The following is an 18847-nucleotide window of genomic DNA, read 5'->3' as shown; positions in this document are numbered from 1 at the left end:
GTTTGGGCCCTGCCGGACCCCAGAGCTGGCGGCTTTATACGCGGTGATATGGGCCGCCCGACAGGATCGAGGCGGCGCGATACAGCTGTTCTGCCAGCATGACGCGCACCAGCATGTGCGGCCAGACCATCTTGCCGAATGACAGCGCATGATCCGCCTCGCGGCGTAGCTCTTTGTCGATGCCATCCGCGCCGCCGATGACAAAGCACAGATCCCCCCGCCCCTGATCGCGCCAGCCCCCTAGACGGTTGGCGAAATCCGGTGAGGTTTCGACCTTCCCCCGTTCGTCCATCACGCAGATCAACGACCCCGCAGGAATGGCACGGCGCAGCAACGCGGCTTCGGCGGGCATACCGCCATTTTTCTTATCCTCAACCTCGATCACGCGCGCGGGCCCTAGGCCCAGCGCGCGACCGGTTCGATCGAACCGATTCAGATAATCATCAATGAGGTCTTTTTCCGGTCCGGCGCGCAAACGCCCGACCGCACAGATGTGAACACGCATGAACCCTGCCTGAAAGGCAGCTTAATGCGGCATCACGGCTGGGGCTTCTGTGGTCATCCACATCTTCTCCAGCTGGTAGAATTCGCGGACTTCCGGACGGAACACGTGAACGATCACATCGCCTGTGTCGATCAGCACCCAGTCGCCGGTTTCCTTGCCTTCGACCTTGGGCGAACGGCCATAGTCGTCCTTGACCATCTGGGCCAGCTTTTCAGCGATTGCCGAAACCTGACGCGAAGACCGGCCGGAGCACACAACCATATAGTCGCCGATCGCCGTTTTGCCGCGCAGATCGATCTGCACAACTTCTTCGGCTTTGTCGCCGTCAAGTTGGGAAAGGATTGAAGCCAGCAGAGCGTCGCTTGTGGCTGTGTTTTGTTCAGCAGTCATCAGGGCTGCCTGCGGGGTAGCAGTCGGAACTGCATTTGAAAGCGTTGACAGGACATTGTCCTCCTTTAGACGCGCCGACAGTCCCCCGGCGCTGGGGATGTCCTAGAATAGGCACGCCGAAGTGAAATTTCAATGACAAGCGGCCATGACCGGCATTTACCGGCGCGCGCCAGTCGGGGCCGTTCCGAGAGCCGCGACACCACCGCTTTGACGGGCCGCCCGTAACGCGGCGAGAGAATGGCATGCCCTGACGGGCAAACTCTTGTCCGCTGTGCATTTTTGTTGACGACACTGGCGTTGTCAGGGGTAGGAAGACCACCTTCCCCGCAGCGCCATGAAGGTCTGCATATGCCATCTGTCCGGCTCGGGTTGGCAGTCGTGCCACAGCGTCGCAAAGCTGCCATGCGCCCGCGACAGGGGGATATGGCGGCTCGGGCGCAGTCACGACAGGCCCACGGCCCCGCTGATTCCCGCCGCTCATTCCTGTGTTGATCCGGCACCTGCTCCGGCGCGGGACAGGGCGAGCTTGCTGTCGTCCAGAACCTTGACCTCGCGCTGCGGGAAGGGGATCGAAATGCCGTGCTCTTTGAACGCATCCCAAAGCGCCAGATAAACATTGCCCCTGATATTGGTCAGACCGCCTGTCGGGTCCTTGATCCAGAAGCGCAGGATATAATCGACGCTGCTATCCCCAAAGCCCACGATATGACAGACCGGTGCCTTGAAGCTCAGCACCCTCTCGACCCCGCTTGCGGCCTCTACCGCAAGCTTGCGCACCACATGGGGATCATCCCCGTAAGCCGTGCCGAAATAGATATCGAGCCGCACAAAATCGTTGGAGTGGGACCAGTTCACCACCTGACCAGTGATCAGGTCCTCGTTCGGGATCAGATATTCCTTCCCGTCCCGCGTCACGACAGAGGCATAGCGCGCGCCCAAGGTCTGGATCCAGCCAAAGGTATCGCCAAGGCTGATCACATCCCCCGGCTTGATCGACTTGTCGATGAGGATGATGATCCCCGACACAAGGTTCGACACGACCTTTTGCAGGCCGAAACCAAGGCCCACACCAATCGCCCCCGACAGGACCGCAAGCCCGGTCAGGTCAATCCCGACGGCCTTGACCCCCATAAAGAACGCGATGCCATAAAGCGTCAGCTGTACGCCCTTCACCGCCAGCACCTGCATAGAGGGGCTGATGTCTTCGTTCTTGCGGATCGTGGCAGCGCTGGTCTGGCTGATGATCCGCGCCACAGAGAAGAACAGACCGATCACCACCAGCGCGGTGATCACCGTCAGCAGCGACAGCCGGAAATCCCCGATCGACAGCGCGACCGAATCCAGAAACGCCGAGACATCATCGACCACGTTCAGCGCATAGAGCGTGGCGTAGATCCACAGCCCCCATGTCACCAGACGCCGCATGGGGCGGTTGCGCACCAGCCGCGCTGCAAAGGCGATACAGACCCAGACCGCCACCAGCGTTGCGAATATGCCGATCAGATAGGACCGCGACGGCCAGGTGATGTTCTGCATCACCAGATAGACCGTCCCTGCCAGCAGGGCGAACCACATCAGCCCCAGACGCCGCTTGACCTGCACCACCATGCGCAACTGCCACTTGGACCACCCCTCGCGCGAGCGGACCCAGTTTTGCAGCCAGTTGCCCGTGGCGTGATGCAGCCCCCATGATATCAGCGCAAGCCCGAGCAGGATGAACATCTGGTACTGACGCCAGCCGGGCTGCATCAGGCTTTCCGCCAATCCGATCCCCCCTGCGATCAACGCCTGGATACTCTCAAGGAAATGGGCAAAGGGGTCTGGGGTCATCATGAACTTTCAAGGCAAGAAACTTGTACAGGGCTTCAATGGTGGGACAATCCCGCGCACCGCGCAAGAAGGGATACCCCCGTCCGTGCACAAGCACGTGATCCGATGCAGCCGCGCCACCACCGCGCACCGTCAGAATCCTTGATCACATGGCCGAAAGCGTCTAGCTAAGCCGCTATGACACATGTTTCAGACGATCTGTTCAACATTTGCGACCGCGCCCGCTTGCGCGAACGCTTTTTCGGGGCAACCCACACCGTGCTGGCGCGACTATAAACGCCCGCCCGCGCCTTGGCGCTCGTCTTTCGTACACCCCTATTCTTCGCTTACATAACATACGGGAGAGGACCACATGTCCCCCAAAACGCTCTATGATAAAATCTGGGATGCCCATGTCGCGCACGAGGCCGACGATGGCACCTGCCTTCTGTACATCGACCGTCACCTCGTCCACGAAGTGACCAGCCCGCAAGCCTTTGAAGGGCTGCGGATGACGGGCCGCACCGTGCGCCGCCCTGACCAGACCATCGCTGTGCCCGATCACAACGTGCCGACCACGCTGGACCGCGCCAACGCCGCGACAATGACCGAAGACAGCCGCGTTCAGGTTGCAGCCCTTGATACAAACGCCAAGGAATTCGGCCTGCACTACTACCCCGTGTCCGACGTGCGTCAGGGCATCGTGCATATCGTCGGCCCTGAACAGGGCTGGACCCTGCCCGGCATGACCGTGGTCTGCGGCGACAGCCACACGGCGACACATGGTGCCTTTGGGTCGCTGGCCCACGGGATCGGCACCTCGGAGGTGGAACACGTGCTGGCGACGCAAACGCTGATCCAGAAGAAATCCAAGAACATGAAGGTCGAGATCACCGGCAAACTTGCCCCCGGTGTGACCGCCAAGGACATCACCATGACCGTGATCGGTGAAACCGGCACGGCGGGCGGCACCGGCTATGTCATTGAATATTGCGGCGAGGCGATCCGTGACCTGTCGATGGAAGGCCGCATGACCGTCTGCAACATGGCCATCGAGGGCGGCGCGCGCGCTGGCCTGATCGCGCCGGACGACAAGACGTTCGAATATTGCAAAGGCCGTCCCCACGCGCCCAAGGGTGCCCAGTGGGAAGCCGCGATGGATTGGTGGAAAACTCTGTATTCCGATGACGACGCCCATTGGGACAAGGTCATCACGATCAAGGGCGAAGACATCGCACCAGCCGTCACCTGGGGCACCTCGCCCGAGGATGTTCTGCCCATCACCGCCAAAGTGCCCGCGGCATCCGACTTCACCGGCGGCAAGGTCGACGCGGCGAAACGCGCGATCGAATACATGGGCCTGACCGAAGGCATGGCGCTGACCGACATCGAGATCGACACCGTGTTCATCGGGTCTTGCACCAACGGCCGCATCGAAGACCTGCGCGCTGCGGCGGCGGTTCTGAAGGGCAAGAAGATCAAGGACGGGATGCGCGCCATGATCGTCCCGGGCTCCGGCCTTGTGCGGGCGCAAGCCGAGGAAGAAGGGCTTGCCGATATCTTCAAGGATGCCGGTTTCGAATGGCGCCTTGCGGGGTGCTCCATGTGTTTGGCGATGAACCCCGACCAACTGGCACCGGGTGAACGCTGCGCATCGACATCGAACCGCAACTTCGAAGGCCGACAGGGCTTTAAGGGGCGCACCCATTTGATGTCCCCCGCGATGGCTGCCGCTGCCGCTCTTACCGGACGTTTGACCGATATCCGCAAGCTCGACGCGTAAGCGGCCAGCAGATCAAAGGACAACAAAACCATGAACAAATTCGACAAACTTTCCGGGATCGCGGCCCCCATGCCGATGGTGAATATCGACACCGATATGATCATCCCCAAGCAGTTCCTGAAAACGATCAAACGGTCGGGCCTTGGCGTGAACCTGTTTGACGAGATGCGCTATGACCGCGACGGCAACGAAGTACCGGATTTCGTGCTCAACAAACCGCAATACCGTGACGCGCAGATTCTTGTGGCAGGCGATAACTTCGGTTGTGGTTCTTCGCGGGAACACGCGCCTTGGGCCATCGCCGATTTCGGCATCACCTGTGTCATCGCGCCCAGCTTTGCGGACATCTTCTACAACAACTGCTTCAAGAACGGCATCCTGCCGATCGCCCTGCCGCAAGAGCAGGTAGACCTGTTGATGAAAGACGCTGAAAAAGGCTCTAACGCGCGGATCGAAGTGGATCTTGAGGCGCAGACCATCACCAGCTCTGACGGCGAGGTCATCAGCTTCCAGGTTGACGCGTTCAAGAAGCACTGCCTGATGAACGGGCTCGACGATATTGGTCTGACGCTGGAAAAAGCGGCCTCTATCGACAGCTTCGAATCTGCCGCTGCACAGGCACGACCCTGGGTCTGACCCTCACGGGCCCGGCCCGACGGGCTGGCGCGCTTGACCTAACCACGGGTTGAGTTCTATACATGGTTGTGGGCACCGCTTTGTTGCCCACAAGAGACCGCGGGTTGCGTCATTTTCGCCGCAGCTATGATGCAATATCGCACCACACCTGCGCTCAAAATGTCTCAGATCCGCGCGCATCGTCAGGAACGGGCTTGAGGAATGTGGCGAAAGAAGACACAATTGAGGCAATTCTGAGGCAGGCCTTCGACACCCGAGGGCATCAAGTTGGAACAAGCACGCGGCAAAGAATCGTGGCTGGCCAGTTTGGAAGGGTAGTTTTGTGATTGCACGTATATCCGGCGCGGCAGCGCGTGGCATTCTGGTGGCATTGTTGATTGCAACGCCCGCCCTCATGTTACCCGATGCGTTGAACGATTCCAGCCAGATCACAATGCTGGTGGCGCTGATCGCCTGTTTCCTCACGTTCATCGAATACAACTCGAACTTCCCCAGCATCATCGAATTCCGCGACGCGGCCCCCTTCAACCGGCTGCGCTATGTCTGCTTGCTGGTCACCATCATCCTGCTGACGTTGATCCTGAAGCAAAAGGTCAGCCCCTCGGTTCTGGGCGGTGCCATGACCTCTATCGGGACGATCCTTGGCAATGCGATGGATTTCCCCTTTTCGCCGGTGCGCATGATTGTCCTGATGCTGCCCGAAAGCGCCAGCGACGCACTGGTGACATCGGTCCGTACGTCCGCGGGCATGGCCTATCTGATCTCGCTGATCTCGATGGGGGCGTTTCTGGTGCTTGTGCGCATCATGAATTGGCCCGTGCGTCAGGGGGCCTTTAACGTCTGGGTGAACCTGCCGCTGTTCGACCCGACCGCGGGCGGCGATGTCATCTATCGTCTGCAACGGGACGCACGGATCAATATCGCGCTTGGCTTCCTTCTGCCCTTCCTGATCCCCGCAGTAGTCAAAGCGGCGGCCGATCTGCTAGACCCGATTACACTGCAAAACCCGCATACCCAGATCTGGACAGTCGCCGCATGGGCCTTCCTTCCTGCCAGCATCATCATGCGCGGCATTGCCATGGGCAAGATCGCCGAGATGATCGAAGAGAAACGCCGTCGCGCTTATGCCGACGAGGCGGAGAAAGATCACGGTTTGCAGCCGGCCTGATCGCAGGTGCCCTGCTGGCCGCATCCCCCGCGGTGGCAGAGCCTCTGCGCATCGCCACCTTCAACACCGAATTATCGCGGGCCGGACCGGGTCTGCTGCTGCGCGACATTGCCAAAGGGTCGGACCCGCAGATTACCGCTGTGACGCGCCTGCTAACGGATGTCGGTGCCGATATCATCGTGCTGCAGGGGGTGGATTACGATCTTGGCGGCACAACGCTTGGCGCTTTGGCGGACAGGCTTGGCGAGGCTGGCCCCAGCTACCCCTACCGTTTCGCGCTGCCCCCGAATGCGGGACTGCCCACGGGCCTGGATATGGACGGCGACGGTAAAACGGGCGGCGCGCGCGATGGTCAGGGCTATGGCCGCTTCTTCGGCGCGGGCGCGATGGCGATCCTGTCGCGCTATCCCGTGCTGCGCACCGATGTTCAGGATTACAGCGATTTTCTGTGGCGTGATCTGCCTGATGCGCTGCTGCCGCAGACGGACGGTGCCCCCTTCCCCTCTGCCGCGGCGCAAGAGGTGCAGCGGCTTGCCTCGCACGGGGCATGGGTCGTGCCCCTCGACATCCCGGACCAAGCGCCCCTGACCCTGCTGACCTTTTATGCGACGCCCCCTGTGTTCGACGGACCAGAGGACCGCAACGGCAAACGCAACCATGATGAAATCCTGTTCTGGGATCACTATCTGGCGGGCAGCTTCGGCCCGCCGCCAACAGACCGTTTTATCCTGCTGGGGGATGCAAATCTTGATCCGGCGAAAGGCGAAGGGCTGCACGCCGCGATCCAGACGCTGTTGGATCACCCCGCGCTGCAAGACCCGCTGGCGGGTCAGCCCACCGTCACCTTCGACGGTTTGGGCGATATGCGTGTCGATTATCTACTGCCCTCAACCGACTGGCGCATCGTCGCCGCTGGCGTGGCCCGCGACCTCGCTGCCAGCCGCCATGGCGTGGTCTGGGCCGATCTTGACCGCTAGCCGTTCTTGACCCCTCTGGCTCCCCGCGCTACCCCGCTATCAACGTATTTTTCAGGAGACATCGCATGGCCAACCCCACATTGCTAATCCTCGCCGGTGACGGCATCGGCCCCGAGGTCATGGGCCAGGTTGTTCGCATCATCGACTGGTTTGGCGACAAGCGCGATCTGGCCTTTGACGTGGATCACGATCTGGTCGGCGGTGCCGCCTATGACAAACACGGCACCCCCCTGCATGACGACACGATGGCCAAAGCGCTGGCGGCGGATGCTGTTCTGCTGGGTGCCGTTGGCGGGCCGAAATACGACGAGCTTGATTTCAGCGTCAAACCCGAACGCGGCCTGCTGCGCCTGCGCAAGGAAATGGACCTGTTTTCGAACCTGCGTCCGGCACAGTGTTTTGACGCGCTGGCGGATTTCTCCTCGCTCAAGAAAAACCTCGTTGCCGGGCTCGACATCATGATCGTGCGCGAACTGACATCGGGTGTCTACTTTGGCGAACCCCGCGGTATTTTCGAGGAAGGCAACGAACGCGTCGGCATCAATACACAGCGCTACACCGAATCCGAGATCGACCGTGTCGCACGGTCAGCCTTTGAACTGGCGCGTCGTCGGGGCAACAAAGTCTGCTCGATGGAGAAAGCCAACGTCATGGAAAGCGGCATCCTGTGGCGCGAAGTCGTGCAGAAGGTGCATGACGAAGACTACCCCGATGTCGAGCTGTCCCACATGTACGCCGACAACGGCGCGATGCAACTGGTGCGCGCGCCCAAGCAGTTCGACGTGATCGTCACCGACAACCTGTTCGGCGATATCCTGTCCGACTGCGCCGCGATGCTGACAGGCTCGCTGGGGATGCTGCCCTCTGCCTCGCTGGGTGCGCCCAATGCCGATGGCCGCCCCAAAGCGCTGTACGAGCCCGTCCACGGCTCTGCTCCCGATATCGCGGGTCAAGGCAAGGCGAACCCCATCGCATGTATCCTCAGCTTTGCAATGGCGCTGCGCTATTCCTTCGACCAGGGCGATGAAGCCGCGCGTCTGGAAAAAGCCGTTGAAAAAGTGCTCGCCGATGGGGCACGCACCGCGGATCTGATGGGCCCCGAAGGCGGCTCCCCCATCTCAACCTCCGAAATGGGTGACGCAATCCTCGCCGCGCTGGACGCGAGCCTGTAAGACCTAAAGAGCAGCCCTGCCGGATGACCGGCGGGGCTGCTTTGCTTTCGCCAGACGCATCAGACGCTGCCACATGCCGCAGCCACGCCCGTTGAAGCGGGCATAAGCGAATGCAGCAGTCGTGACCCTATCCGCGACCCTGCCGGCGCAGAAACAACGTCGCCAGAGTGATCACCGTCGCCATCGCAATCACACCGAGATACCTTTCGTAAAGACCGTCAACATCGGTGGGTAGCATGAAAAAGACCGGTGCCGAGACGGCCCAGAGCGCGGAGAGACCGACAAGAATTCTGCCGTATATCGCACCGCAGCAGCGCGCCCCTTCTGACATGGACCACGGCAAGATCGCCATAAGAAAGCCAAGAGCATAGACCAGGTAGCTATGGATCACGACGCCATCGCTGTCGTTGTCGCCGTATTCATTCCGCGCGCCAACAAGGAAGACAATCAGCCCCAAAACGGTGAAGCCCACGATCCCGACGCTCCAGCGCCAGTTGCCCAGATGAATATGCGCGGCAAGTAAAGCGACCGATATCAGTGAAGCCGAAAACGCATAGATGCCGATATCGACAATATATTCATATTTCCCCGCGCCAAGATCGCTGATGGTGTCGGCGATCCAGTCGTGGTCCGGAACAACAAAATCCGCGATCAGGATCATCACCGAAAACAGGATGCAGCCAAATATCGCGTACCACGCAAGGAGGCGCACGAGCCCGGGCCTTTCTCGAACTGCTGCGTCGCCGATTTCGTTCTCCATGTACAATTTACCTTTTAGAAATGAAAAATTCCGATCGTAAGCTTTTCGTAAGCTTACGCTGGTCATGAGCACGCATCTAAATCTGCGAAAGCTCTATTATGGCCTCTGTGAAGACCCTTTTATCCCGGCTAGCCGTTCTGCGTGAACGGATAAGCATCTCCCCCGTGCTGCTGACAGTTTTTTCGATCGCATTCGTGTTCAGTGTCGATAATAGCACATTCTGGAACATCTCAAGGGATGTCTTCTCGGGCCACCTATTGTCGCTCGCGGGCTTTATGGGGGCTGTGTTCTGTTTGACGCTGGCCGCCTTCAGCCTGTTCGCATACCCATGGACGGTTAAACCGTTTCTAATCTCGATGCTTATACTGGCCGCCATGACGTCTTATTACGTCGATACACTTGGCATTATCGTTGACCGCGACATGATCCAGAATGTCATGGTGACCACCGTCGCGGAATCCCGGCATCTGATAACACCTGGCTACATCACCCATATTATTGTCTTCGGTGTGTTGCCCGCGCTCGTCGTGATCTGGGTGCCCATTCGACCGCAGACGCGGATCAGGGCGGCTGTAACGCCGATCGTGACCTTTGTTGTCAGCCTTGCATTGGCCGCAGGGTTGCTGATGTCAGACCTGAAATCCTATGCGTCGATCCTGCGCGAGCGGAAGGATTTCATGAGCAGCTACCAGCCCGGTGCCCCGTTGGTAGGCGCGATCCGATACGCCAAGATGATGTCGCGTTCGGCCAATCTGGTCCTCACCAGCACCGGAGCGGATGCAAGGGGCGGTTCTGCCTATGACGCGCCGCAAAAGCCTATGCTGACCGTTGTCGTTGCGGGGGAAACCGCGCGGGCGCAGAATTTCAGCTTGAACGGATACGGCGTCGACACGAACCCAGAGCTGTCCAAGCTGCCAATTATCAACTTCAGCAATATCCAGTCCTGTGGCACTGCCACGGCGGTGTCACTGCCTTGTATGTTCTCAAAATACAGCCGAGATGACTACAGCTTTGAAAAAGGCACCTCGACCGAGAATGTGTTAGATGTCTTCGGGCATGCCGGGCTGCAGGTCGAATGGTGGGACAATAACACCGGCGACAAAGCGATTGCCGCACGGTTCAAGACGCGCAGGTTCAACGATCTGACCGACCCGGAGTTCTGTGCAACGGGAGAATGTATCGACGGCATATTCCTTGAGCCGTTGAAAGACTACATCGCATCGATCAAGCAGGACACGGTCCTGGTTCTGCACCAGATCGGCAGTCACGGGCCGACCTATTATCAGCGCTATCCGGCGGCACTTGAACGCTTCACACCCGCATGCCGTACGGCGGAGTTCAAGAAATGCACCCCGCAGGAGATCACCAATGCCTATGATAACACCATCGCCTATACGGATCAGATCCTTGCCCAGACGATAAAAATGCTTGCCGCGAATGAAGCTTTGGCCACGTCACTGCTTTATGTGTCCGACCACGGTGAATCGCTTGGCGAACGCGGGCTGTATTTGCACGGGGTACCCTATTTCATGGCCCCGGACACGCAGACCCATGTCCCGATGCTCCTATGGATGTCAGACGCATTCCGAACCCGCTTTGGCATCGATGAAAGCTGTGTGGCGGAACAGAAGGACAAGCCGCTGTCACACGACAACCTGTTCCATTCCCTACTTGGGATGCTCGACATCAACACCGCAGAGCGTAACCCCGATCTGGATATCTTCGCTTCCTGCAAAACAAATACTGAGGTGGCCGAGATATGAAGCCGGAAATTATCAAACCGCTTGAGAAACCCGAACGCGTTACGGGGGTCGCCCATCTGTTTGCCGCTGCGGGCTATTCGATTGGCGGGCTGCGACGTCTTTGGATGGAAACCGCGTTCAGGCATATCATTGTGGCGCTGCCAATCGGTAGTGTTCTGCTCTACATCATGGATGCGGGTGTCGCTGATTTTCTGGTCTTTCTGGTCCTCTTTTCGGCGCTTGTCGCGGTCGAGGCTCTGAATACGGCGATCGAATGCATCGTCGACCACCTCGCTCCACAGTGGGAAGTTTTCGCCCGTGACGCCAAAGACCTTGGTTCGCTCGCGACCATGTGTTTGCTTTTCGCGAACGGTTTTTTCATGGCTGTGGTCGCTTTGCGCTATTTCGGGATGGCCTGAGATATGCCGATGAACCGGTCGCAGAAAATAGAATGCCCTAAGCCTGAAACTATGATCATGTCAGCGGCAGCCGAATTGGCTAAGCCGCGTCTCGGAACTGGACAGTAACATTATGCGCATACTCTTGATCGAGGATGAAAAAGCTTTGGCGCGGCCGCTGAAAGAGCATCTGGAGGCGGATCTTCACATTGTCGAATGGTTCTGCACCCTGGACGAGGCAGACGCCGCGCTGCGTACGCTATCCTATGATGTGGTACTTCTGGACCTGCAGTTGCCTGATGGCGACGGGTTGGACTTTTTAAGCAAACTGCGGGCAAAGGCCATACGCACGCCGATCCTCATTCTCACTGCCCGCGACAAGGTGTCGGACCGGATAGAGGGGTTGAACAGGGGTGCTGATGACTATGTGATCAAGCCTTTTGACCTAGATGAGGTCAAAGCGCGCATCCATACCGTCTGTCGACGCAGCGCCAACCAGTTTGCCCAAACGGTTCAGCTGCACGATGTGGTGGTCAATCTGTCCGATCACACCGTCATGCGCGCTGAACAGCCCGTACGTCTGACCGCTAAGGAATGGGGTGTCTTCGAAACGCTACTGCGCCGCAAACCCCAGATCGTACCGAAGGAGAGCCTTGAAGCTGCCATCTATGACTACGGCGAAGAAGTCGAAAGCAACGCGATCGAGGCACATATCAGCCGTTTGCGCACGAAATTAGGCAAAGACCTTATCGCCACGCACCGTGGTTTAGGCTACGCCTTGACCTCATGACACGCCGCCACAAAAGTCTGGTTCAGTCGCTGCTTGGGTCGCTGCTTGTGCCCGGGCTGGCGGTGATGGTGATTGGCGTTTTGATCGTCCAGCATATCTTCAAGGACGAGTATGACGAGCTGCTTGATGCCAGCCTGATTGGCAAGGCGCATCTGTTGGTAGAGTTCATCGAAACGGCCCAAGGCGACGCGGGCTTTGACGTGGGCGGCTTGCTGGATTTTGAAAGCAAACTGCGTAAGCCGGATGAACGCGCGTTGATGTGGTATCTGGATCCGGATGGTCAGGTCTACGCGCAGTCAAAAAGCGTTGGTGCTTTCGCGCTTCCCACGCCATTGGCCACCGGGCTAAGCACCGCCGCCGGGCATCGCTTTATCATGCTCCGTTCAGATCAGCCCGAGACGGGCAGCGTCGTTGTGGCCGAGCCGATGGTGGAACGCAATGAGGCGATAACCGATGTGGTGATCGCTGTGGCGATCGGTTTTGGCCTGTTGGGAGCGCTATTTGCGTTATCCTCCTTCTGGGCGGTTCGACGATCAGTCGCGATGATTGCCGAGCTCAGCCGGAACATCGCAGAAAAGAACGAACACAACCTTTCTCCGATTGAACGCGAGAATGTCTTTTCCGAAATAACCCCGGCGATTGATACGCTTGACGGGCTCATGGGGCGACTTGACCGCGCCATCACCGCAGAACGTGCCTTTGCCACGAATGCCGCGCATGAATTGCGCACCCCCGTTGCCATTTGTCTGGCGCAGGCGCAGCGGCTGCGGGCAAAGCTGAGCGACCCCGCAAAGATCGACAATATCGTCGAAATCGAAACAGGTCTGAAGCGGCTTGAGCGCTTGATCGAGCGCCTATTGCAATTATCAAGGGCGCAATCAGGACTGGGCCTCAATGCGGTCGCGACGGATGTTTCCCCGGTGATCACGCTTTTGATGTCCGAGATGCGCAGCCGAAGCCGCACCCCGGAAAAGATCGAATTGAAGTTTCCCGAAACACATTTTTCAACGCGCGTTGATCCGGATGCCCTTGGGATCATCCTGAACAATATGTTCGACAACGCCCTGAAGCACGCTCGCGGCCCTTTACCCACGGTTGTAGACGCCAGCCAATCGGGGAGAATTGCCGTCGTGAACGATTGCGCCCCTCTCTCACCCGCGGACCTCGACCGCATAAAGCAGCGGTTCAACCGGCGTGGCGCGCTGTCAGACGGATACGGGCTGGGACTGTCGATCATACAAGATCTATGCGCCCAATCCGGATGCCAACTTGAAATTTACGTACCCCGGGAACTGAGCCCGCGCGGTTTTGCTGCCGTCTTGCGCCTGCCCGAGACGGCGAACGACCGAAGGTGACTTTCCCCAGCTGATCAGAAGCACGCCCAAACGGCACCACGCGTTGTAAAATGCGTGTCAGGTCAGCCGCGCGTAAAGGCCATTGCGCGCGCGCAAGCTGTCGTGCGTTCCGGCTTCGACCTTGCGCCCTGCCTCCATGACGATAATCTGGTCGGCATGTTTCACCGTCTCAAGCCGATGCGCGATAATGAGCGTGGTGCGGCCCTTTGAAAGCCGCTCCAACGCCTGCTGGATGTCGCGCTCCGTCTCGCGATCCAGCGCCGATGTTGCTTCGTCCAGGATCAGGATCGGCGGGTTTTTCAGGAAAGCGCGGGCGATGGCGACACGCTGTTTCTGCCCGCCCGACAGCATGACACCCCGCTCGCCCACGACGGTTTCCAGCCCCTGGGGCAGCGCGGAGACGAGCGCCCCCAACTGGGCATTCTCGACCGCGGCATCCAGTTCCGCCGCCGTGGCATCGAGTTTTCCGTACAGGATATTCTCGCGCAGGGTGGACCCGAATAGGAACACATCCTGAGAGACCAACCCGATCTGAGACCGCAGACTGTTCAGGGTCATATCCGCAATGTCGATCCCATCAATCGTAATCCGCCCGCCGGAAGGGTCGTAAAACCGCGGGAGCAATGCCAGAAGCGTTGTCTTGCCTGCACCCGACGGGCCGACGAAAGCCACTGTCTCACCGGCTTTGGCGGTCAAGGTGACGTTGTGCAGAATGGGCAATGGGCTGTCATAGGCAAATGACACATCTTCAAAAGCGACCTCGCCTTGCGTGACGGTCACTGCGACGGCATCCGGCCGATCGCTGACATCGCGGTCGGTCTGCAACAATTCGGTGTAGCGTTGGAAACCGGCGATACCGCGGGGATAGGTTTCGATCACAGCGGCAATTTTCTCCAGCGGGCGGAAAAAGACGCTGACCAGCAGCAGGAAGCCGACAAAGCCGCCCGTGGTCAGCGACCCTTCCAGCACAAAACCCGCACCCGCCACCATCACGACAACCTGCACGAAACGCAGGCCCATGTAATGGATCGCACTGGCCTTCGCCATGATCGCATAGGCCGACAGTTTGGTCCTGCGATAGGCTGCGTTGTCACGCGCGAACAACGTTTCTTCGTGATCTTCATTGGCAAAGGCCTGCACGACCCGGATGCCGCTGATGGCTTCCTCCAGGCGCACGTTAAAGGCCCCCACACGCGCATAGATATCGCGCCAGGACCGTGTCATGCGCGCCCCGTAAACGGCCACAACCCAGACCATCAGCGGCACGATCACCACGGTGATCAACGCAAGGGTGACATGCAGATTGATCATCAACGCAAAGGCCCCGACAAAAGTGACCACCGCGATAAACAGGTCTTCGGGTCCGTGGTGCGCGACCTCGCCTATTTCTTCAAGGTCGCGGGTCACGCGGGCGACAAGCTTGCCGGTGCGCGCCCGGTCATACCAGCGCCACGAGAGCCGCGTCAGATGCGAAAAAGCGCGGCGGCGCATCTCGGTCTCGATCTCGATCCCCAGACGGTGCCCCCAATAGATCACCACCCCCATCAGGGCGGTATTGACCAGATACACCAGCAAAAGCCCAATCGCGGCCAGTATCGTCAGCCTCAGGTCGCCAAGCGGCAGCAGGTGGTCGATAAAGGCGGTGATGGCGAGCGGGAAGGCAAGCTCCAGCAAGCCGGACAGCACGGCAGAGCCGAAGTCCACCCAGAACAGGCGCGTGTGGGGACGATAGTATTCGAAAAATTGGCGGAGCATAAGGCTGGCTTTCGGATGAATATGGTCGGGGTCAAATCGGGTGAACGACCGGGCTGGGCTTTGTGTCGATGACCTGCATCGGCAGCCCGTAGATCCGCCGTAGCGCGTCGGGGTCGAGCAAGGAGTGCGCAGCGCCCTCAAGCGCCACGCGCCCGGCATCCAGCGCGATCACATGATCGCAAAAGCGCACCGCCATATTAACGTCATGCAGCACCACCACGGCAGAAAGCGCACCGGCGTTGACCGTTTCACGCAGCAGCCCCAGCACGTCGATCTGATGGGCCACATCCAGCGCCGAAATCGGTTCATCCAGCAGCAAGCTACGCGCCCCCTGCGCCAGCATCATCGCTATCCACGACCGTTGTTTTTCCCCACCTGACATGGTGTCGACCATCTGGCCGCGCTTGTGCTCCAGACCATATTGAGCAATCGCCGTATCAATCATAAAGCGATCCTCGGGGCCCAATCGACCCAAGGCGCCGCGCCACGGGTATCGGCCAAGCGCGACCAGCTCCTCCAGCCACAGCCCTTCGGTCGGGGGGGTTACCTGCGGCAGAAATGCCAGATCGCGGGCAAAATCCCGCGGCTTCCAGTCCCTCAGGTCCTGGCCGCCATATTGGATGGTTCCGGCGCTCGGCCTGGTTTGCGCGGCGAGCATTTTCAGCAGCGTTGATTTGCCCGACCCGTTGCGCCCGACAAGCGCCGTGATCCCCGGTTTGATCGCCAAGGAAAGGTGATCAACCAGCCGCCGCTTGGGCACGTCAAAGCAGACATTTTCGAGCGTAAAGAGGGTCATGCGTGTCTCCGTCCGAGCAGGGCAATGAAAAGCCAGGGCGTGCCGATCAGCGTCGCGAAAAGCCCCAGCGGCAGGTCGTAGGGGTAGCTGGCGGTGCGCGCGCCAAAGGCCGCGAGGCTCATGAGCAACGCACCCAGACACCAGCTGGCCGCCAGAAACGGCGCGGGGCGCAGCAGGCCAAGGCTGCGGGCGATATGCGGGGCCATCAGGCCAACGAAACTGACCGGGCCGACCAGCACGCTTGCCGCGCCAGTGGCCAGCCCTGCCGCCAGCACAACGGCAAGCCGTACGGTGCCAAGCGGCACCCCCAGACCCTGCGCGACACCCGATCCCAGCGGCAGGATGTCGAACCAGCGCGACAGCAACAGCGCCGCGCCAAGCGCCGCCACCGCCATCGCGGCAAGCGCCACCGCCCCTGCGACCGTGACCCGCGTCGCACTTCCCGCAAGCCACCCCAGCAGGGACCATGCTCTGGGATCACCTGACGCCATGATCGCTGCCAGCAGGGCCGAAGCGAAGGCTCCGATCGCCAGCCCTGCCAGTAACAGCCGCGCCGGTGCCATATCACTGCGCGCCGCATAGGCGGACAGGATGATCAGCGTCGCCGCCGCCCCGCCGGAAGACCCAAGCGCCAGCGCCACGGGCGACGGGGCAGGCAGCAGGAACAGCGTCGCCGCATAGCCAAGCGCGGCACCACCGGTCACACCCAGAACCTCGGGCGCGGCCATCGGGTTTGCCGTCACCCGTTGCAATGCCGCCCCCGAAAGCGCCAGCAGCGCTCCGGCCGCGGCAGCCGCCAGAATGGCCGTGGCCCGCAATGGCACGAAACTCGCCGCAATCGCGCCCGATATCACACCCCAGCCCTCGGGTCCGCGGGTGCCAAACAGGCTCAGCACGGCAAAGGCGACCGTCGCGCAGGCCAGCAGAGCAACCCGCCGCCACGGGTGCGGCGCGCGCGGTGGCAGGGTGTCGTTACGCTCGGCGTCGGGCGGGACAATGTTGCGCAATCGCGGGAGCAAAGCGATCAAAAGCGGCCCGCCGATCAGCCCGGTCAGCGCGCCCGTCGGCAGTTCTGGCAGCCCAAAGGCGGCAAGCGCCAGCAGCGCGCTGTCCACCAGCCACAGCAGCAGCGCGCCCGCCAGTGGCGCGGCCAGCAGGACTTGCGCCACGCTGCGCGCGCCCAAACGCCGTGCCAAGGCCGGTGCCGCCAGCCCGACAAACCCGACCAGCCCCACCTCGGCAGAGACCATGGCCGAGACGAACACCGCCAACGCCAGCGCCGCGACCCGTATCGCCCCGACCTGCGCCCCAAGCGCCTTGGCCGTGGCCCCGCCAAGACTTAGGACCACCAGTGGCCGCACCAGTAAGGCGGCTCCTGCCGCCCCCAGCACCAGCACCACAGTCAGTCGGATCACCCCGTACCAACTGTCTTGTGAAAGCGCCCCGCCGTTCCAGATCACCAGCGACAGCAGGTAATGCCCCTGCCCCAGTGTGAGCGCGGTAGAGATGGCGGAAGCAAGCATGCCCACCAGCATCCCCGCGATGGTGACCGTAACAGGCGCAAAGCCACGCCGCGCGCCAAGCGCCATGACAATGAGCGCTGCAAGCCCGCCTCCGACCAATGCGACAGGGCCGGGACCAAGGGCGAGCATATTCGGCCATAGCAGCGTGGCGCAGACCAGCGCCAGCTGTGCACCCGAGGCCACGCCAAGGGTCGTTGGATCAGCCAGCGGATTGCGCAGCACCGCCTGCATCAAGGCACCCGACAGCCCCAGAAGCGCCCCGATCAGCAGGGCAATCACGGCCCTCGGCATCAACCCGAAGGCAAAGAGGATCTGTTCGGGTGACAGGTCTTGCGGACCTGCGACGGGCAGCACCCATTGCGCAGCGGGCAGGGCGGCAAGCGCTGCGATGGTCCATAGGCACGCCGCGCCGAGGGCGGCCACAAGGGGCAGCGTTAAAAAGGGCGGACGGATCATGCGGCTTCCAGCGCCGTCACAAGATGGGACGCAAAACGCAGCCCGGAAGGCGCGCCGCCAAAGGGCATCTGATCGGGCAGATACGACACGCGACCCGCCCGCACGGGCGGCAGCGCGGACCAAAGCGCGCTTTGGCCAATCGCGCGCCGTGCAGTCACTGGCAAAGCGCCCGCGATGACCAGATGCGCCTGCGGAAAATCGATCAATCTGGACAGAGGGACCGGGGCATTGAATCCGAATTCAGTATCGCCGCGCCAGGCATTCGTCAGGCCGATCCGGCGAAGCGCCCCGCCATACAGGCTATCGCTGCCATAGATCTGCACATGACGCGCATCCCCCACCGTCATCACCACAACGGGGCGCGCGGCAAAGCCTGTCGCGCGTGCGCGCAGCGCATCGAAAGCGGCCTCAAAGTCCTGACGCACCAGGTGACCAACCTCTCCGCGGTCCAGCTGTATGGCCAATGTCTCCAGCGCCGACAGCGCCTTGGGCAGCGCCGGTTCGGTCGGGATGAACATATTTTGCGTGAACACCGGTGCGATACGTCCCAGCTGCGGTTCAACGAAACTGTAGAAATTCGACGACAGGATCAGGTCGGGGGCGACAAGGCTCAGCGCTTCGAGGTTGGGGCTGCCGCGCAACCCGACATCCTCACAGTTCGGGGGCAGCGTCACCGCCGTACCGCGCAGGAATTGCCGTTTCTCTGCCACGGCAACCAGCGGCAGGTCGAGGGCGGCAGCGGTTTCCGCCATCGCCCAGTCAATCGCGGCAAGGCGCGATCCCCCCCAACCGCGCGCGCCGCGCGCGCGAGATGCCACAAGAGCGCAGGCTC

General features: G+C 60.7%; 18 protein-coding genes. 10 read left to right on the top strand and 8 right to left on the bottom strand.

The features are described from left to right. Nucleotides 1-34 precede the first annotated feature (34 nt). The 3 genes from rlmH to SJY36_RS01190 all read right to left on the bottom strand — a co-directional run bounded on the left by rlmH (nt 35) and on the right by SJY36_RS01190 (nt 2728). A complete protein-coding gene (gene rlmH, locus SJY36_RS01200; RefSeq protein WP_009825853.1) occupies nt 35-505 on the bottom strand; it encodes a 23S rRNA (pseudouridine(1915)-N(3))-methyltransferase RlmH in 471 nt (156 codons plus the stop codon). A 21-nt stretch (nt 506-526) separates the two neighbouring features. Continuing rightward, on the bottom strand, nt 527-895 hold the full coding sequence (gene rsfS, locus SJY36_RS01195; protein ID WP_386172559.1) for a ribosome silencing factor: 369 nt from the start codon (nt 893-895) through the stop codon (nt 527-529). Between the two features lie 477 nt (nt 896-1372). After that, nucleotides 1373-2728 (bottom strand): mechanosensitive ion channel family protein, encoded by a 1356-nt coding sequence (locus SJY36_RS01190; RefSeq protein ID WP_005851033.1) that lies wholly within the window; start codon nt 2726-2728, stop codon nt 1373-1375. A 174-nt stretch (nt 2729-2902) separates the two neighbouring features. Here SJY36_RS01190 and SJY36_RS01185 point away from each other — a divergent pair, with 174 nt between their 5' ends. The 6 genes from SJY36_RS01185 (at nt 2903) to leuB (ending at nt 8440) form a co-directional block, all read left to right on the top strand. Next, nucleotides 2903-3001: a hypothetical protein gene (locus SJY36_RS01185; RefSeq protein ID WP_037954076.1), complete on the top strand. Its 99-nt coding sequence runs from the start codon at nt 2903-2905 to the stop codon at nt 2999-3001. A 76-nt stretch (nt 3002-3077) separates the two neighbouring features. Next, the gene (leuC, locus tag SJY36_RS01180) at nt 3078-4487 is read left to right on the top strand and encodes a 3-isopropylmalate dehydratase large subunit (protein WP_037942994.1); all 1410 of its coding nucleotides are present in this window, start codon (nt 3078-3080) and stop codon (nt 4485-4487) included. A gap of 30 nt (nt 4488-4517) precedes the next feature. After that, a complete protein-coding gene (leuD, locus tag SJY36_RS01175; protein ID WP_005851028.1) occupies nt 4518-5123 on the top strand; it encodes a 3-isopropylmalate dehydratase small subunit in 606 nt (201 codons plus the stop codon). Nucleotides 5124-5445: 322 nt separating this feature from the next. Continuing rightward, a complete protein-coding gene (locus SJY36_RS01170) occupies nt 5446-6291 on the top strand; it encodes a hypothetical protein (RefSeq protein ID WP_005851026.1) in 846 nt (281 codons plus the stop codon). A 32-nt stretch (nt 6292-6323) separates the two neighbouring features. Then, a complete protein-coding gene (locus tag SJY36_RS01165; protein WP_386172556.1) occupies nt 6324-7268 on the top strand; it encodes an endonuclease/exonuclease/phosphatase family protein in 945 nt (314 codons plus the stop codon). 65 nt (nt 7269-7333) lie between these two features. After that, complete coding sequence (leuB, locus tag SJY36_RS01160; RefSeq protein WP_386172554.1) at nt 7334-8440, top strand: 3-isopropylmalate dehydrogenase; 1107 nt, start codon at nt 7334-7336, stop codon at nt 8438-8440. A 127-nt stretch (nt 8441-8567) separates the two neighbouring features. On the opposite strand, the gene SJY36_RS01155 is transcribed toward leuB, so the two are convergent. Then, entirely contained in the window at nt 8568-9200 is a 633-nt protein-coding gene (locus SJY36_RS01155; protein WP_386176413.1) for a DUF998 domain-containing protein, read from the bottom strand. A 164-nt stretch (nt 9201-9364) separates the two neighbouring features. On the opposite strand from SJY36_RS01155, the gene SJY36_RS01150 reads away from it, so the two are divergent. From SJY36_RS01150 to SJY36_RS01135, 4 genes are all read left to right on the top strand, one after another. Further along, nucleotides 9365-10963, top strand: a complete 1599-nt coding sequence (locus SJY36_RS01150) for a phosphoethanolamine transferase (protein WP_386172552.1) — start codon at nt 9365-9367, stop codon at nt 10961-10963. After that, entirely contained in the window at nt 10960-11361 is a 402-nt protein-coding gene (locus SJY36_RS01145; RefSeq protein ID WP_009825846.1) for a diacylglycerol kinase, read from the top strand. Before SJY36_RS01150 ends, SJY36_RS01145 begins: the two co-directional genes overlap by 4 nt. Nucleotides 11362-11473: 112 nt before the next feature. Next, entirely contained in the window at nt 11474-12130 is a 657-nt protein-coding gene (locus SJY36_RS01140) for a response regulator transcription factor (protein WP_037942989.1), read from the top strand. Further along, entirely contained in the window at nt 12127-13485 is a 1359-nt protein-coding gene (locus SJY36_RS01135; RefSeq protein ID WP_386172549.1) for a sensor histidine kinase, read from the top strand. The genes SJY36_RS01140 and SJY36_RS01135 overlap by 4 nt, the downstream gene beginning before the upstream one ends. 57 nt (nt 13486-13542) lie before the next feature. On the opposite strand, the gene SJY36_RS01130 is transcribed toward SJY36_RS01135, so the two are convergent. From SJY36_RS01130 to SJY36_RS01115, 4 genes are read right to left on the bottom strand one after another with little or no spacing between them, the layout of a single operon-like run. Continuing rightward, nucleotides 13543-15240, bottom strand: a complete 1698-nt coding sequence (locus SJY36_RS01130) for an ABC transporter ATP-binding protein (protein WP_386172547.1) — start codon at nt 15238-15240, stop codon at nt 13543-13545. A gap of 31 nt (nt 15241-15271) precedes the next feature. Further along, a complete protein-coding gene (locus SJY36_RS01125) occupies nt 15272-16036 on the bottom strand; it encodes an ABC transporter ATP-binding protein (RefSeq protein WP_386172545.1) in 765 nt (254 codons plus the stop codon). Further along, nucleotides 16033-18015: a Fe(3+)-hydroxamate ABC transporter permease FhuB gene (gene fhuB, locus SJY36_RS01120; RefSeq protein ID WP_386172543.1), complete on the bottom strand. Its 1983-nt coding sequence runs from the start codon at nt 18013-18015 to the stop codon at nt 16033-16035. Before fhuB ends, SJY36_RS01125 begins: the two co-directional genes overlap by 4 nt. Then, nucleotides 18012-18833 carry an ABC transporter substrate-binding protein gene (locus tag SJY36_RS01115; protein ID WP_386172541.1) on the bottom strand — a complete coding sequence of 274 codons (822 nt, stop codon included), beginning with the start codon at nt 18831-18833 and terminating at the stop codon, nt 18012-18014. Before SJY36_RS01115 ends, fhuB begins: the two co-directional genes overlap by 4 nt. Nucleotides 18834-18847 lie beyond the last annotated feature (14 nt).

It is taken from the genome of Sulfitobacter sp. R86518 (assembly GCF_042466275.1).
GTDB lineage: Bacteria > Pseudomonadota > Alphaproteobacteria > Rhodobacterales > Rhodobacteraceae > Sulfitobacter > Sulfitobacter pontiacus.
This window is presented reverse-complemented; position numbering and strand designations above follow the sequence as displayed.